General features: G+C 37.6%; 13 protein-coding genes. All 13 read left to right on the forward strand.

Annotated elements, in window-relative coordinates; all coding sequences use genetic code 11:
• The first annotated feature begins 10 nt into the window (after positions 1–10).
• The gene (comFA, locus tag DM800_RS09625) at positions 11–1,360 is read left to right on the forward strand and encodes an ATP-dependent helicase ComFA (RefSeq protein WP_147786786.1); all 1,350 of its coding nucleotides are present in this window, start codon (positions 11–13) and stop codon (positions 1,358–1,360) included.
• Positions 1,360–2,064, forward strand: a complete 705-nt coding sequence (locus DM800_RS09630) for a ComF family protein (RefSeq protein ID WP_147786787.1) — start codon at positions 1,360–1,362, stop codon at positions 2,062–2,064. The genes comFA and DM800_RS09630 overlap by 1 nt, the downstream gene beginning before the upstream one ends.
• Before the next feature lie 126 nt (positions 2,065–2,190).
• Positions 2,191–2,388 (forward strand): cold shock protein CspC, encoded by a 198-nt coding sequence (gene cspC, locus DM800_RS09635; RefSeq protein ID WP_001990088.1) that lies wholly within the window; start codon positions 2,191–2,193, stop codon positions 2,386–2,388.
• 320 nt (positions 2,389–2,708) lie between these two features.
• Positions 2,709–3,251 (forward strand): ribosome hibernation-promoting factor, HPF/YfiA family, encoded by a 543-nt coding sequence (hpf, locus tag DM800_RS09640; protein WP_000671189.1) that lies wholly within the window; start codon positions 2,709–2,711, stop codon positions 3,249–3,251.
• A 273-nt stretch (positions 3,252–3,524) separates the two neighbouring features.
• Positions 3,525–6,032 (forward strand): preprotein translocase subunit SecA, encoded by a 2,508-nt coding sequence (gene secA, locus DM800_RS09645; RefSeq protein ID WP_048542521.1) that lies wholly within the window; start codon positions 3,525–3,527, stop codon positions 6,030–6,032.
• A gap of 144 nt (positions 6,033–6,176) precedes the next feature.
• Positions 6,177–7,275 (forward strand): peptide chain release factor 2 gene (gene prfB / locus DM800_RS09650; RefSeq protein ID WP_096001656.1). Its coding sequence is split into 2 segments (ribosomal slippage): positions 6,177–6,248 and positions 6,250–7,275, totalling 1,098 coding nucleotides; the frame shifts between segments, so codons are not numbered across the junction.
• A 438-nt stretch (positions 7,276–7,713) separates the two neighbouring features.
• Positions 7,714–8,037, forward strand: coding sequence for a cytochrome c551 (gene cccB / locus DM800_RS09655; protein WP_000727965.1), 324 nt, complete (start codon positions 7,714–7,716; stop codon positions 8,035–8,037).
• A 319-nt stretch (positions 8,038–8,356) separates the two neighbouring features.
• A complete protein-coding gene (gene ftsE, locus DM800_RS09665) occupies positions 8,357–9,043 on the forward strand; it encodes a cell division ATP-binding protein FtsE (RefSeq protein ID WP_000594325.1) in 687 nt (228 codons plus the stop codon).
• Entirely contained in the window at positions 9,033–9,926 is an 894-nt protein-coding gene (gene ftsX, locus DM800_RS09670) for a permease-like cell division protein FtsX (RefSeq protein ID WP_087983949.1), read from the forward strand. Before ftsE ends, ftsX begins: the two co-directional genes overlap by 11 nt.
• Before the next feature lie 118 nt (positions 9,927–10,044).
• Positions 10,045–11,481, forward strand: coding sequence for a S41 family peptidase (locus DM800_RS09675; protein WP_000830301.1), 1,437 nt, complete (start codon positions 10,045–10,047; stop codon positions 11,479–11,481).
• Between the two features lie 260 nt (positions 11,482–11,741).
• Positions 11,742–12,926, forward strand: a complete 1,185-nt coding sequence (locus tag DM800_RS09680; RefSeq protein WP_147786788.1) for a PDZ domain-containing protein — start codon at positions 11,742–11,744, stop codon at positions 12,924–12,926.
• Between the two features lie 227 nt (positions 12,927–13,153).
• Complete coding sequence (locus DM800_RS09685; RefSeq protein WP_087983947.1) at positions 13,154–14,869, forward strand: ABC transporter ATP-binding protein; 1,716 nt, start codon at positions 13,154–13,156, stop codon at positions 14,867–14,869.
• A 65-nt stretch (positions 14,870–14,934) separates the two neighbouring features.
• Complete coding sequence (locus DM800_RS09690; protein ID WP_000637523.1) at positions 14,935–15,246, forward strand: heavy metal-binding domain-containing protein; 312 nt, start codon at positions 14,935–14,937, stop codon at positions 15,244–15,246.
• Positions 15,247–15,296 lie beyond the last annotated feature (50 nt).

Below are 15,296 nucleotides of genomic sequence, written 5' to 3' on the forward strand. Positions count from 1 at the left end.
GTGGTTGCTGATGTTAACAGGGAAACAGTTACTATTAGAGGAACTCTCTTCAGATTTACGGGATACATTACATGATTTGAAAAAGAAGCGGAAGGTTGTATGTGTACAAGGTGTAATAAAGAAGGCTTCTAAATATATGTGTCAGCGCTGCGGAAATATAGAGCAGCGGCTATTTGCATCATTTTTATGTAAAAGGTGCAGTAAAGTATGTACGTATTGCCGAAAGTGTATAACGATGGGGAGAGTTAGTGAATGTGCTGTACTTGTTCGTGGGATCGCTGAAAGAAAAGGAGAAAAAGGTTTAAATTCTTTACAGTGGAACGGGACCTTGTCTACTGGTCAGGATTTGGCAGCGCAAGGTGTTATAGAAGCTATTAAGAAGAAAGACTCTTTTTTTATTTGGGCTGTGTGCGGGGCTGGAAAAACTGAAATGCTATTTTACGGTATGGAAGAGGCATTGCGAAAAGGAGAAAGGGTTTGTATCGCAACGCCAAGAACAGACGTTGTACTAGAATTAGCGCCGAGATTACAAAAAGTGTTTCCAAATGTAAATGTAGCGTCCTTATACGGAGGAAGTGAAGATAGGGACAAAGATGCAGCGTTAGTCGTTGCAACGACTCATCAATTGTTACGTTACTATAGAGCGTTTCATGTCATGATTGTAGATGAGATCGATGCCTTCCCGTATCATGCGGATCAAATGTTGCAGTATGCAGTGCAACAAGCGATGAAAGAGAAAGCAGCGCGTATTTATTTAACTGCAACTCCAGATGAAAAGTGGAAGCGTAATTTCAGAAGCGGGAAACAAAAAGGTATCATTGTCTCTGGACGATACCATCGTCATCCGTTACCAGTTCCTCTATTTTGCTGGTGCGGAAATTGGAAGAAAAGCCTCCATCAGAAAAAAATCCCTCGATTTTTACTACAATGGTTAGAAATGTACGTAAGCAAAAAGTATCCCATTTTTTTATTTGTGCCTCATGTGCGATATATAGAAGAATTGAGCCTGATATTGAAAACGTTGGATCCTAGAATCGATGGTGTACATGCAGAAGATCCGATGAGAAAAGAAAAAGTAGCAGCTTTCAGAAAGGGAGAAATTCCGTTATTAGTTACAACGACAATTTTAGAGAGAGGAGTAACTGTGAAGAATTTACAAGTTGCGGTGTTAGGGGCGGAAGAAGAAATTTTTTCAGAAAGTGCGCTCGTACAAATTGCAGGCCGAGCAGGTCGTAGTTTTGAAGAACCTTATGGCGAGGTCGTTTATTTTCATTGCGGTAAGACAGAGGCGATGGTACGCGCGAAAAGGCATATTCAAAGTATGAACAAAAAGGCGAAAGAACAAGGATTAATCGATTAATGCATTGTCTACTTTGCGATGAGTATATGTTGGAAACAGTTAGTTGGCACACCTTCTTTGTAAAGTCTCACAAAAAATATATATGTGATAGGTGTGAGCGGAAACTTTCCTATATTATAGGAGAGATTTGCATGGAGTGTGGGCGACCTTTAGAGGACTTGACTTCCGAATATAAAGAAAATGATATTTGTGTGGATTGCATAAGGTGGATAAAAGAGGAGAAGTATCGTCCTTTTAAAAATCGTTCTTTGCACGTGTACGATGATGAGATGAAAGAAATATTAGCACAGTTTAAGTTTCGGGGAGATGCGGAGTTAGTTCATATTTTTTATCGATCCTTTCGGGAGCTGTTTCAAAAGCATTTTACGAGCGTTTCAAGTGTTATTGCTGTTCCGCTTAGTAGGGAACGGGAATATGAACGTGGTTTTAATCAGGCAGAGTTATTAGTAGCATGTTTACCTGTCAAAATTTCTTATCCCTCATTAAGAAGAAGAGAAACAGAAAAGCAAAGTAAGAAGACACGTAAAGAAAGGCTTTCGGGAAGTAATCCTTTTTATTTTCAGGGAGAAGATATGTTTCATGATCAACATATCTTACTCGTTGATGATGTATATACGACAGGAATTACAGTTAGACAAATTGGAAGTCTTTTATACGATAGAGGAGCGAGGGAAGTTTCTAGTTTGACGCTTTGTAGAAGTTGATCTGTAACTGTCGAAAGGGATAATAAAAAGACGATAAGTCTTCTTTGACTTCGTAAGTTGTCATTCGTTATAGTCAAAGTATGGGGCGAATGCCCTGATTTTTAGAGTGAAGGGAATGGAATGAACATGCAAGGAAGAGTGAAATGGTTCAATGCAGAAAAGGGATTTGGGTTTATTGAGCGTGAAGATGGTGATGATGTGTTTGTTCATTTTTCTGCTATTCAACAAGATGGCTATAAGTCATTAGAAGAAGGACAACAAGTTGAGTTTGACATTGTAGATGGAGCACGTGGACCACAAGCAGCTAATGTTGTAAAACTGTAGGAATATTGTTTTTGGGAAGAGAGAGCTGCGTTTGTGGCAACGTTATATATATGGTAGAACCTCTTGTTTTTTGCAAGGGGTTTTTGTTATGAATCAAGTTGTCAAAAAGTTGTTTCTTTTCTGTAACGAATTGTCCACAGTTATATTCGTTATTCACGATGTTAATAGGATAAAATAAAGATAGAAACGATGCATCTTTTCATTTCAACAAAAAACGATAAAAAAATCGCAATTCCACTAATTTTTTTAAAAAAGTTAGAAGGAGTTTTTAAGCCAATGTCGAAATTATAGTACATAGGCTTGAAAGGAGGAATTCATCTATGAAATTCAACATTCGTGGTGAAAATATTGAAGTAACTCCAGCATTAAAGGAATATGTAGAGAAAAAACTAAGTAAGTTAGAGCGTTATTTTGATACATTCCCAGAGATTAAAGTTAATTTAAAAGTATACTCTGACAAGCAACGTGTCGAGGTAACAATTCCATTTACTGATTTATTACTTCGTGCAGAAGAAACTAATAGCGATATGTACGCTGCTATCGATTTAGTAGTTGATAAACTTGAGCGACAAATTCGTAAACATAAAACAAAGGTAAATCGTAAGTTACGTGAGAAAGGTTCTATGAAAACGAACTTTATCCTTCCAGAAGCAGTAGCTGTTCTGGATGCGGTAGAAGAGGATGAATTAGAACTTGTACGTACAAAACGATTTGATTTAAAACCGATGGACGTTGAAGAAGCGATCCTACAAATGGATATGCTAGGACATAATTTCTTCGTCTTCACAAATGCTGATACAAATGAAACTAATGTTGTATACGGCCGTAAAGATGGGAAATATGGTTTAATCGAAACTAAATAATAATTCAAAAGCGCAGCCGAAATGGCTGCGCTTTTTTTGCTGAAAATAGATTTTTTTTAAAAGTTTTCTTAATTTAGAACGAGACATTCGGCCGATTGTTGTCATAGTTATAAGACAAGTGTTACAATTATCATTAGGTATATACATTTTAGTTTTTTAATTAGGAGAAAAATTGGTATAACATACATTTGATTTTTATAACGACTGATTGTAATAGAAAAAGAAAAAACAATCGGAAGTTTTATTTTAATAAAAAAGAGGAGCGTATTTCCTATGATCGGTATTTTAAAAAAGGTATTTGATGTAAATCAACGCCAAATTAAACGTATGCAGAAGACAGTTGAGCAAATTGATGCATTAGAATCATCTATTAAGCCACTAACAGATGAACAATTAAAAGGAAAGACGCTTGAATTTAAAGAACGTCTAACAAAAGGTGAGACAGTAGATGATCTACTTCCTGAAGCTTTTGCAGTTGTTCGCGAAGCTGCGACTCGTGTTCTTGGAATGCGTCCGTATGGCGTGCAGTTAATGGGTGGTATTGCCTTACATGAAGGGAATATCTCTGAGATGAAAACGGGTGAAGGTAAAACATTAACATCTACATTACCTGTATATTTAAATGCTTTAACAGGAAAAGGTGTTCACGTTGTTACAGTCAATGAATACTTAGCACAACGTGATGCGAGCGAAATGGGACAACTTCATGAGTTCCTAGGCTTAACAGTAGGAATTAACTTAAACAGCATGTCACGCGAAGAGAAACAAGAGGCTTATGCTGCTGATATTACGTATAGCACAAATAATGAGCTTGGATTCGATTACTTACGTGACAACATGGTTTTATATAGAGAACAGTGCGTTCAGCGTCCACTTCATTTTGCTATTATCGATGAAGTCGATTCTATTTTAGTCGATGAAGCACGTACGCCGCTTATTATTTCGGGACAAGCTCAAAAATCAACAGAGCTATACATGTTTGCAAATGCATTCGTTCGTACATTAGAAAATGAAAAAGAGTATTCATTTGATGTGAAAACGAAAAATGTAATGTTAACTGAAGATGGTATTACGAAAGCAGAGAAAGCTTTCCATATTGAAAACTTATTCGATTTAAAACATGTCGCACTTCTTCACCATATTAATCAGGCGCTTCGTGCACACGTTGTTATGCATCTTGATACAGATTATGTTGTACAAGAAGGCGAAATCGTAATTGTAGACCAATTCACTGGTCGTCTTATGAAAGGTCGTCGTTATAGCGAAGGTTTGCACCAAGCTATTGAAGCAAAAGAAGGCGTAGAAATTCAAAATGAAAGTATGACACTCGCAACAATTACGTTCCAGAACTATTTCCGTATGTATGAAAAGTTATCTGGTATGACTGGTACAGCGAAAACGGAAGAAGAAGAATTCCGTAGTATTTACAATATGAATGTTATCGTAATTCCAACGAATAAAGATATTATTCGTGATGACCGTGCTGATTTAATCTTCAAATCAATGGAAGGCAAATTCAATGCAGTTGTTGAGGATATTGTAAATCGTCATAAACAAGGGCAACCTATTCTTGTCGGTACAGTTGCAATTGAAACATCAGAGCTTATTTCAAAAATGTTAACACGTAAAGGTGTACGCCATAACATTTTAAACGCGAAAAACCATGCGCGTGAAGCAGATATCATTGCAGAAGCTGGTATGAAAGGTGCTGTAACGATTGCGACGAATATGGCTGGTCGTGGTACGGATATTAAGCTTGGAGACGATATTAAAAACGTTGGTCTAGCAGTTATCGGTACAGAGCGTCACGAAAGCCGTCGTATTGATAATCAGTTACGTGGTCGTGCTGGTCGTCAAGGGGACCCTGGTGTAACGCAGTTCTACTTGTCTATGGAAGATGAACTAATGCGCCGATTCGGTTCTGACAATATGAAAGCGATGATGGATCGTCTTGGTATGGATGATTCACAGCCGATTGAAAGTAAAATGGTTTCTCGTGCGGTAGAATCTGCACAAAAACGTGTAGAAGGAAATAACTATGATGCACGTAAGCAGTTACTGCAGTACGATGATGTACTTCGTCAGCAACGTGAAGTTATTTACAAACAGCGTCAAGAAGTAATGGATTCTGAGAATTTACGCAGTATTATTGAAGGTATGATGAAATCTACAGTAGAACGTGCTGTTGCGCTTCATACACAAGAGGAAATTGAAGAAGATTGGAACATTAAAGGTCTTGTTGACTACTTAAATGCCAACCTTCTGCAAGAAGGCGATATAAAAGAAGAAGAGTTACGTCGTCTTGCTCCAGAGGAAATGAGCGAGCCAATTATCGCGAAATTAATAGAGCGTTACAACGACAAAGAAAAGCTTCTGCCAGAAGAGCAAATGCGTGAGTTCGAAAAAGTTGTTGTATTCCGTGTAGTAGATACGAAATGGACAGAGCATATTGATGCGATGGATCACCTTCGTGAAGGTATTCATTTACGTGCTTACGGTCAAATTGATCCACTTCGTGAGTATCAAATGGAAGGATTCGCAATGTTCGAGTCAATGATTGCTTCTATTGAAGAGGAAATTTCTCGTTACATTATGAAAGCTGAAATTGAACAAAACTTAGAGCGTCAAGAAGTTGTTCAAGGTGAAGCTGTTCATCCATCTAGCGATGGCGAAGAAGCGAAGAAAAAACCAGTTGTAAAAGGTGACCAAGTAGGCCGCAACGATTTATGTAAATGTGGTAGCGGTAAAAAATATAAAAACTGCTGTGGTATCGGGAAGTAATACAGGGCGGTAGCCCAGATTGCTTTGCAAAATTTTACATCAAAAATGTATAATTAAGAAAGTTTAAACTCTCTCCGTCATAAGTGGAGAGAGTTTCCCTTGTTCTCATAAGAAAGTAACAGCAATTACATAGAGGTGAAGGAAATGGAATTAGTAGAAATTAGACAAGAATTAGAGAAAATGGCTAAGAGATTAGCGGCTTTTAGGGGGTCTCTTTGACCTTCCTACTAAGGAGAAACAAATTGCAGAGTTAGAAGAGACAATGATGGGTGCAGGATTTTGGGATGACCAACAAGGCGCACAAGCTGTAATTAACGAAGCTAATGCACTGAAAGAGATGGTTGGAAAGTTCCGTCAGTTAGATGAGACCTTCGAAAATTTAGAAATCACGCATGAGCTTTTAAAAGAAGAGTATGATGAAGATTTACATGAGGAGCTTGAATCAGAAGTGAAAGGCTTAATTCAAGAAATGAATGAGTATGAGCTTCAGCTACTACTAAGCGATCCTTATGATAAAAATAACGCTATTTTAGAATTACACCCAGGTGCTGGTGGAACAGAGTCACAAGACTGGGGTTCTATGTTATTACGTATGTACACACGTTGGGCTGAAAAACGTGGGTTTAAAGTAGAAACGGTTGACTACTTACCAGGTGATGAAGCTGGTATTAAGAGTGTTACTTTATTAATTAAAGGTCATAACGCTTACGGTTATTTAAAGGCAGAGAAAGGTGTACATCGTCTTGTACGTATCTCGCCATTCGATTCTTCAGGCCGTCGTCATACATCGTTCGTATCTTGTGAAGTCGTACCTGAGTTCAATGATGAAGTTGAAATCGAAATACGTTCAGAAGACTTAAAAGTTGATACGTACCGTGCAAGTGGTGCAGGTGGACAGCATATTAATACGACAGACTCAGCAGTTCGTATTACACATACACCAACAAACACAGTTGTAACATGTCAGTCAGAGCGTTCACAAATTAAAAACCGTGAGCACGCGATGAAAATGTTAAAAGCGAAATTATACCAAAAGAAATTAGAAGAGCAACAAGCGGAGTTAGATGAAATTCGCGGTGAACAAAAAGAAATCGGATGGGGTAGCCAAATTCGTTCTTACGTATTCCACCCGTATTCTCTTGTGAAAGACCACCGTACAAATACAGAGGTTGGTAACGTGCAAGCAGTTATGGATGGAGAAATTGATCCATTTATTGATGCTTACTTACGTTCTCGCATCTAATAAGCGAAAAAAAGCCAACAAAGTTGTCGGCGTATGCTGAGGATAATCGAGGATATAAAGAATTTGATTTTATTTCTATAGATGAAGTAAAGAGGAAGAGAAGTTGGAAACGACAACTTCTCTTTTTGATGAGATTATATGTAGCATACAATGTTGTATATTGTATTGTAAAAAGTAGAGAATAGTAAAACAGAGTGGCAATAGAGTAAGACTTGAACAGAACTTTTCTGATTTTCTGTTCAACAAGAATTCTTTATAGAAGTTTTTATGTTGTTCACAGAATTGAAACAACTTATGAAAGCTTTATATTATCAGGGTTTTTACTGTATTTTTGAAAAATATGAAATATACCTTAGTTTTTCTATATAAAGATAATGCTTATAATGAAAATGAGTGTGTTAGGAATGAAAAGAATATCAACAATGGGGAGCGATAGAAGTGAAAAAGAAATTGTTGGCTATTGCGTTAGGAACATCAGTCGTTTTTGCTTTAGGAGCATGTGGAAATAAAGAAGAGAGTAAGCCTTCGAAACAATCTGCAAGCACAGATAGCGCAGAGCAAATTTACCAAAAAAGTTGTATAGGCTGTCACGCGAAAGATTTATCGGGAGCAACTGGACCGGATTTACGAAAAGTGGGACAGAAATATGATGCAGCAGAGATTGAAAAGATTATTGAAAAAGGTCGCGGTTCCATGTCACCAGGAATTATTCAAGGTGAGGATGCGAAAAAAGTAGCTGAGTGGTTAGCTGAACATAAATAAAAAGGGTGAACTGGACGGGTTGGTTATATAATCTTATCCCAAAATGATTTTGGGTAAGAACTATGACGACTCGTTTCCTTTTTTTTTGATGTAACATAACTGTAACAAAAATGTATCCGAACTGGAAACCGTTTGATGTTACAATGAGGTTTGTAGAATTTTGCTGAAATATATTACATAGAGTAGCGCTGCTAATAAAAAGCATGAATGGAAGCTACCTTCAACAAGAGTGGTTAAGCGAGAATAAAAGGTTATCTTTTATTTTCAGATGTACAGAAAAGTATTTCGAAAAAAATCATTAAGTATTGGGTGATAAATAATGATAAAAATGACGAATGTTTATAAGGAGTACCCGAATGGTATGAAAGCCATTGCTGGTCTCACAGTTAACATTAAACAAGGTGAGTTTGTATACGTAGTTGGACCGAGTGGAGCCGGGAAATCTACATTTATTAAAATGATGTATCGTGAAGAGAAGCCATCTACAGGATCAATTAATGTAAATGGACTTGTTATTGAAACATTAGCAGAAAGAGATGTTCCATATTTCCGTCGTCAATTAGGCGTAATTTTCCAAGATTTTAAATTACTACCTAAGTTAACGGTATATGAGAATGTTGCGTTTGCTTTAGAAGTAATTGAAGAAGAAAAAGAAGCCATTCGTGAGCGTGTAACAGAAGTTTTAGGTCTTGTAGGTCTTGAGGATCGTGCAGACGCACTACCAAGTGAACTTTCGGGCGGAGAGCAGCAACGTGTTGCGATTGCGAGAGCAATTGTTAATAGACCAAAGGTTGTAATTGCTGATGAGCCAACAGGTAACTTAGATATTGAAACAGCTCTTGATATTATGAAGATTTTTACGCGTATTAACGAGCGTGGTACAACGATTGTTATGGCGACACATAACTCAGATATCGTAAATACAATTCGTCATCGTGTAATCGCGATTGAAGGCGGAAAAATTGTTCGAGATGAGATTGAGGGAGGATACGGATATGAAGGCTAAGACCCTTAGTCGACATTTGCGAGAAGGTGTAAAGAATCTATCACGTAACGGATGGATGACATTTGCTTCTGTTAGTGCAGTAACAGTTACATTATTACTTGTAGGTGTCTTTTTAACAGCGATAATGAATATGAACCATTTTGCGACGAAAGTAGAGCAAGATGTAGAAATTCGTGTACACATTGATCCAGCAGCAAAAGAAGCTGATCAAAAGAAATTAGAAGATGATATGAGTAAGATTGCAAAAGTAGAATCTATTAAATATTCTTCTAAAGAAGAAGAGCTAAAACGCTTAATTAAAAGCTTAGGTGATAGCGGAAAAACGTTTGAGTTATTTGAACAAGATAACCCACTTAAAAACGTATTCATTGTAAAAGCAAAAGAACCAACAGATACAGCGACAATCGCGAAAAAGATTGAGAAAATGCAGTTTGTAAGTAATGTTCAATACGGTAAAGGTCAAGTTGAAAAATTATTTGATACTGTAAAAACAGGACGTAATATCGGGATTGCGTTAATTGCAGGTCTTTTATTCACAGCGATGTTCTTAATCTCTAATACAATTAAAATTACAATTTATGCTCGTAGTACAGAAATCGAAATTATGAAACTGGTAGGTGCAACAAACTGGTTTATTCGTTGGCCGTTCTTATTAGAGGGATTATTCCTAGGAGTATTAGGATCAATTATTCCAATTGGCTTAATTCTAGCTACGTATAATTCACTACAAAGTGTGTTTAACGAAAAACTTGGCGGAACAATTTTCGAACTTCTACCATACAGTCCTTTCGTATTCCAATTAGCTGGTTTACTAGTGTTAATCGGGGCTTTAATCGGTATGTGGGGAAGTGTAATGTCAATTCGTCGCTTCTTAAAAGTATAAAAAGTTGCAAACATAATTCGTACAAGCTTATCATATAGTAGAAATAGGTAAAGGCATCACACACTGTGTGATGCCTTTTGCTACACCACCTGTGTGTTTTGGAAAGGGGAATTCCGCATTGAAACGTAGAGTTGCAATTATTGGAATGGTTGTTGCATTTTTAATTGGTGCTGGCGGAATGTTTGCAGGTATGTCTTTATTTGGGGTTAACCCAGCAGAAGTAACGCAAACAATTTCGAGTGGAAACGCTAGCACCTCACAAGGGAATTTGGCAAAAATTAATGAGGCGTATGCACTAATTGATTCACGTTATGTGGAAGACGTGAAGGATGACAAGTTAGTCGAAGGTGCAATACAAGGCATGTTGTCTACGCTGAAGGACCCTTATTCCACGTATATGGATAAAGAAACGGCTAAACAGTTTAGTGAATCACTTGATCCTGAGCTAGAGGGGATCGGGGCTGAGGTGAACAAAACGGACGGTAAGCTTATTATCGTATCTCCAATTAAAGGCTCACCGGCAGAAAAGATTGGAATTAAACCGAATGACCAAATTTTATCTGTAGATGGAAATAGTGTGAAAGATTTATCACGTGAAGAAGCAGTATTAAAGATTCGTGGTAAAAAAGGAACGACTGTCGCGATTGAAATTAAGCGTGCAGGAGTAGCTGATCCGATTGTATTTAAAATTAAGCGTGAAAAAATTCCAATCTTCACGGTGTTTAGTTCTGTGAAACAAGAGAGCGGAAAAGATATCGGTTATATGCAAATCACTTCTTTTGCTGAAAATACAGCGAAAGAATTTAAGGATCAGTTAAAAGAGTTAGAGAAGAAAAACATAAAAGGCTTAGTTATTGACGTGCGTGGTAATCCTGGTGGCTACTTAAATAGTGTAGAAGAGATACTAGGGGAAATTATGACGGATAAAAAGCCGATGCTACAAGTAGAGCAACGAAATGGTGAGAAAAAGAAATTCTCTACGGAACTGAAAGAGAAAAAGCCATATCCAATTTCAGTATTAATTGATAACGGAAGTGCTTCTGCTTCAGAGATTTTAGCGGGTGCGCTAAAAGAGGGAGAAGGATACGATTTAATTGGTGAAAAAACGTTTGGTAAAGGTACTGTTCAGCAAGCCGTTCCATTTAAAGATGGCAGCAACATTAAATTAACGATGTTTAAATGGTTAACACCGGATGGAAACTGGATTCATAAAAAAGGAATCGCGCCAACAGTAGAAGTGAAGCAACCAGATTATTATCATGCGACACCAATTCAAATTGAAAAGACACTTTCATACAATTCAAATGATGTGCAAGTAAAACACGCGCAAGAAATGCTTAAGAGTTTAGGATATGTACCAGGGCGTGAAGATGGATACTTTAGTAAAGAGACAGAATCAGCGCTGAAAGCATTCCAAAATGCGAATGAGATGGAAGCGACGGGACAGCTTGATAAAAAGACAGCTGAGGCGATTCAAACTAAAATTATTGAAAAAATCCGTTCTGGAGAAAATGATCTACAATTACAGTCCGCATTAAAATTAATAGTGAAATAAAGTGAAACTTTAATCAGTGGGGGTTTTCTTCATCCCCACTAATTATTAGTTGAACCAATCGGACTTTTATGGGCAGTGGATCCCCCACCTAAATTCTTTGCTTTCGCTGAATTTTGAGGTGGGGGTCTTACTGCCCATTAAAGCGAAATAAAAAGAAATACAGGCAGTTTGCTGCCTGTATTTTTTTGTGTTAAACAAACGTTTGTCCAGTTATGATAATATAAAAAGAAAGAATGATATAAATGGTGGTGAATGAGTTCGTGGAGGCATGGATTTTTGAAATAATGCGGGCAGTTGGACGTTTTTTCTTACACCCTGCTGTCTATGTATTTTTAATAAGTAGTATCTTCGTTGGATACTTACGTATGTTACGAGAACGAAAGGATTTTTCCTTTAAAGTTTATGATATTTGGTTTGAACTGCGAACATCTCTATTTGCGGGAGTTGGATACGGATTAATCGTATCTATTCTTACAATTGGACTTGGCCTTGTCGTTTCCAAAGCGAGCTTATGGGTCATCTTACTTTGGACGTTATTATTTGGATTAACTGCTATGTATCGATATTTATCAGCAGCTTATACATTTAGTATCGCAATTGTATGCGTTCTAGTATCTTCTAAGCTACCAGTTTCCTTCTTACAGCTTGGAGAAGGGGAAGAGAGTACGATTGTATCTCTTGCTATTTTACTAGGTGTCATGCTCGTTGTAGAGGGCTTGTTGATTTCTAAAAATGCAGTAGGATATTCTACGCCGAAGATTAGGAAGGGTAAGCGTGGGCTAAAGATTGGTTTACACGAATCAAAGCGTTTATGGATCGTTCCTATTTTTATTCTTATACCAGGTGATGCAGTAACGCAGTTTATTTCATGGTGGCCTGTCGTTTCAATCGGTTCACATACCTATTCTCTATTCCTCGTTCCATTTTTAATTGGATTTATGAGAAAGATTAGAAGTTATGAGCCAACGGAAGCTTTATTATTTACAGGAAGGCGTGTCTACGGATTAGCAGGAATTGTACTTGTTTTAGGAATCGCAAGTTATTGGTGGCACGTACTTGCCATTATCGCAATGGGAGTCGCAATGCTTGGGCGTTTCACAATTTCCATGCAAGAAAAAATTGCCGATGAGACGAGACCGGCGTATTTCGCTGCACGTAATGATGGACTTGTTGTATTAGATACAATCCCGAATACAATTGGGGCAGAGCTGAATTTACTGCCTGGAGAAGTGATTACGAAAGTAAATGGAGTCATTCCAAGAAGCGCTGAGGAATTTTATGATGCGCTTCAAACGAAGACGACAGGAGCATTTTGTAAATTAGAAGTATTAGATACAAATGGAGAGCTTCGCCTTGCCCAAACGGCATTATACGCCGGAGGACATCACGAATTAGGAATTGTGTTTGTTCAGCAGGAGCATGAGTGGGATTCGGAAGCGATGTAATAGAAGAAAGGGTATCACCTTGTGGTGATACCCTTTTTGGTTGTGGGGGCGGGATTAGTAGTAAATGAAATTTATATCGGTGATTATTCAAATATATCGAATTTATGAAAAAAACGACAACCATCGCAAACATTCTTTTTAGTTTCATAGACGGATAACTTGAATAATTATTTGATAATGGTTATCATTTAGGGAGTCTTTTTAATTTTGGAAAATGGAGGTAAGATATGCTACGTAAATTTTTTTCTTACTATAAACCGTATAAAGGTTTATTTATACTCGACTTTTCTTGCGCAGTTGTCGCAGGGTTACTAGAACTTGGCTTCCCGCTTATCGTAAATCAATTTATTGATAAGTTATTGCCAGGACAAAACTGGACGCTTATTTTATGGGCTTGTTTCGGTTTACTTGCAGTGTATATATTAAATGCAGGCTTACAATATGTCGTTACATATTGGGGACATATGCTTGGTGTTAACATTGAAACGGATATGAGACAGAAATTATTTGATCACATTCAAAAGCTATCATTCAGATTTTTTGACAATAATAAAACAGGTCATTTAATTTCACGTCTTACAAACGACTTAATGGAAATTGGGGAAATTGCTCACCATGGGCCAGAAGATTTATTTATCGCTGTTATGACTTTAGTTGGGGCATTCTCATTTATGATGATGATCAACTGGAAGTTAGCGTTATTAACGTTCTTCGTTATTCCATTCCTATTGTGGTTGGCACTTTACTTCAATAAAAAAATGACAGGTACGTTTAGACGTTTATTCTCAGACGTTGCTGATTTCAATGCATGTATTGAGAACAACGTTGGCGGTATCCGTGTTGTACAAGCATTCGGAAATGAAAAGTTTGAGAAAGAGCAATTTGCTGTAAACAATGCTCGTTTCCGTACAACGAAATTAATGGCGTATAAAATTATGGCGTTAAATTCATCGATTAGTTATATGCTCATGCGTCTCGTAACGCTCTTCGTCTTAATATGCGGTACATGGTTTGTTCTGCAAGGTGAATTAACGTACGGTGGATTTATCGGATTCGTTCTATTAACGAATATTTTCTTCCGCCCAATTGAAAAAATTAATGCGGTAATCGAAAGCTATCCGAAAGGGATCGCTGGTTTTAAGAGGTATGTAGAGCTTCTTGAAACAGAGCCAGATATTGTAGATGCTAAAGACGCGATGGAAGTTAAACATGTACATGGTGATATTCAATATAGCAACATTACATTCGGATATGAAAATAAAGAACCGATTTTAAATGATATTAGTTTGAAAATACATGCAGGTGAAACAGTTGCTTTCGTAGGACCATCAGGAGCTGGAAAAACGACGTTATGTAGTCTATTACCACGTTTTTATGAACAATCGTCTGGATCGATTCAAATTGATGGTATTGATACGAAAGATATGACGTTATCTTCACTTCGTAAGCAAATTGGAATTGTGCAGCAAGATGTGTTCTTATTCTCAGGAACAATTCGTGAAAATATTGCTTACGGAAACTTAAAGGCGTCAGAAGCTGAAATTTGGCAGGCAGTAAAACGTGCGCAGTTAGAAGACTTAATTTACTCACAACCAGACGGTTTAGATACCGTTATCGGTGAGCGTGGGGTGAAACTTTCTGGTGGACAGAAGCAGCGTCTAGCGATTGCTCGTATGTTCTTGAAAAACCCGCCAATTTTAATATTAGATGAAGCGACTTCCGCATTAGATACAGAGACGGAACTGGCGATTCAAAAATCACTTGCTGAACTATCTGTGGGCCGTACAACATTAGTTATTGCTCACAGACTTGCAACGATTAAAAATGCAGATCGTATCGTCGTTGTAAATAAAGATGGTATTGCAGAACAAGGTTCACATGATGAATTAATTGAACAAGGCGGAGGATACAGCAGGTTATACGAAGCACAGTTCAGTTCGTAAATATAATTTCTGCTGAATTAGTGCACCATAAGTAAGTGAAAATCTTATATGGGAGGCTATGAAGCATGATTGTAACAACAACGTCTACAATTCAAGGAAAAGAAATTATTGAGTATATCGATATCGTCAATGGAGAAGCGATTATGGGCGCGAATATCGTTCGTGACCTTTTCGCCTCTGTCCGTGACGTTGTCGGCGGTCGTGCGGGCGCTTATGAAAGTAAATTAAAAGAAGCGCGCGACATTGCAATGGAAGAGATGAAAACTTTCGCAAGACAAAAAAATGCGAATGCAATTGTTGGTATCGACGTGGATTACGAAGTAGTTCGCGAAGGAATGCTAATGGTTGCAGTGAGCGGAACTGCTGTCCGTATTTAAAGTGAAAAAGCCGTGCTGATGCACGGCTTTTTCACTTTTATTAATGCTAT

The organism is Bacillus sp. AY18-3, assembly GCF_008042305.1.
In the GTDB taxonomy this organism is placed as follows: domain Bacteria; phylum Bacillota; class Bacilli; order Bacillales; family Bacillaceae_G; genus Bacillus_A; species Bacillus_A wiedmannii.

Excerpts from the sequence above, each read along its gene's own strand:
- cspC (WP_001990088.1), top strand. The coding sequence starts at position 2,191 with ATGCAAGGAAGAGTGAAATGGTTCAATGCAGAAAAGGGATTTGGGTTT.
- DM800_RS09685 (WP_087983947.1), top strand. The coding sequence starts at position 13,154 with ATGCTACGTAAATTTTTTTCTTACTATAAACCGTATAAAGGTTTATTT.
- secA (WP_048542521.1), top strand. The coding sequence starts at position 3,525 with ATGATCGGTATTTTAAAAAAGGTATTTGATGTAAATCAACGCCAAATT.
- DM800_RS09630 (WP_147786787.1), top strand. The coding sequence starts at position 1,360 with ATGCATTGTCTACTTTGCGATGAGTATATGTTGGAAACAGTTAGTTGG.
- hpf (WP_000671189.1), top strand. The coding sequence starts at position 2,709 with ATGAAATTCAACATTCGTGGTGAAAATATTGAAGTAACTCCAGCATTA.
- DM800_RS09690 (WP_000637523.1), top strand. The coding sequence starts at position 14,935 with ATGATTGTAACAACAACGTCTACAATTCAAGGAAAAGAAATTATTGAG.
- ftsX (WP_087983949.1), top strand. The coding sequence starts at position 9,033 with ATGAAGGCTAAGACCCTTAGTCGACATTTGCGAGAAGGTGTAAAGAAT.
- ftsE (WP_000594325.1), top strand. The coding sequence starts at position 8,357 with ATGATAAAAATGACGAATGTTTATAAGGAGTACCCGAATGGTATGAAA.
- comFA (WP_147786786.1), top strand. The coding sequence starts at position 11 with ATGTTAACAGGGAAACAGTTACTATTAGAGGAACTCTCTTCAGATTTA.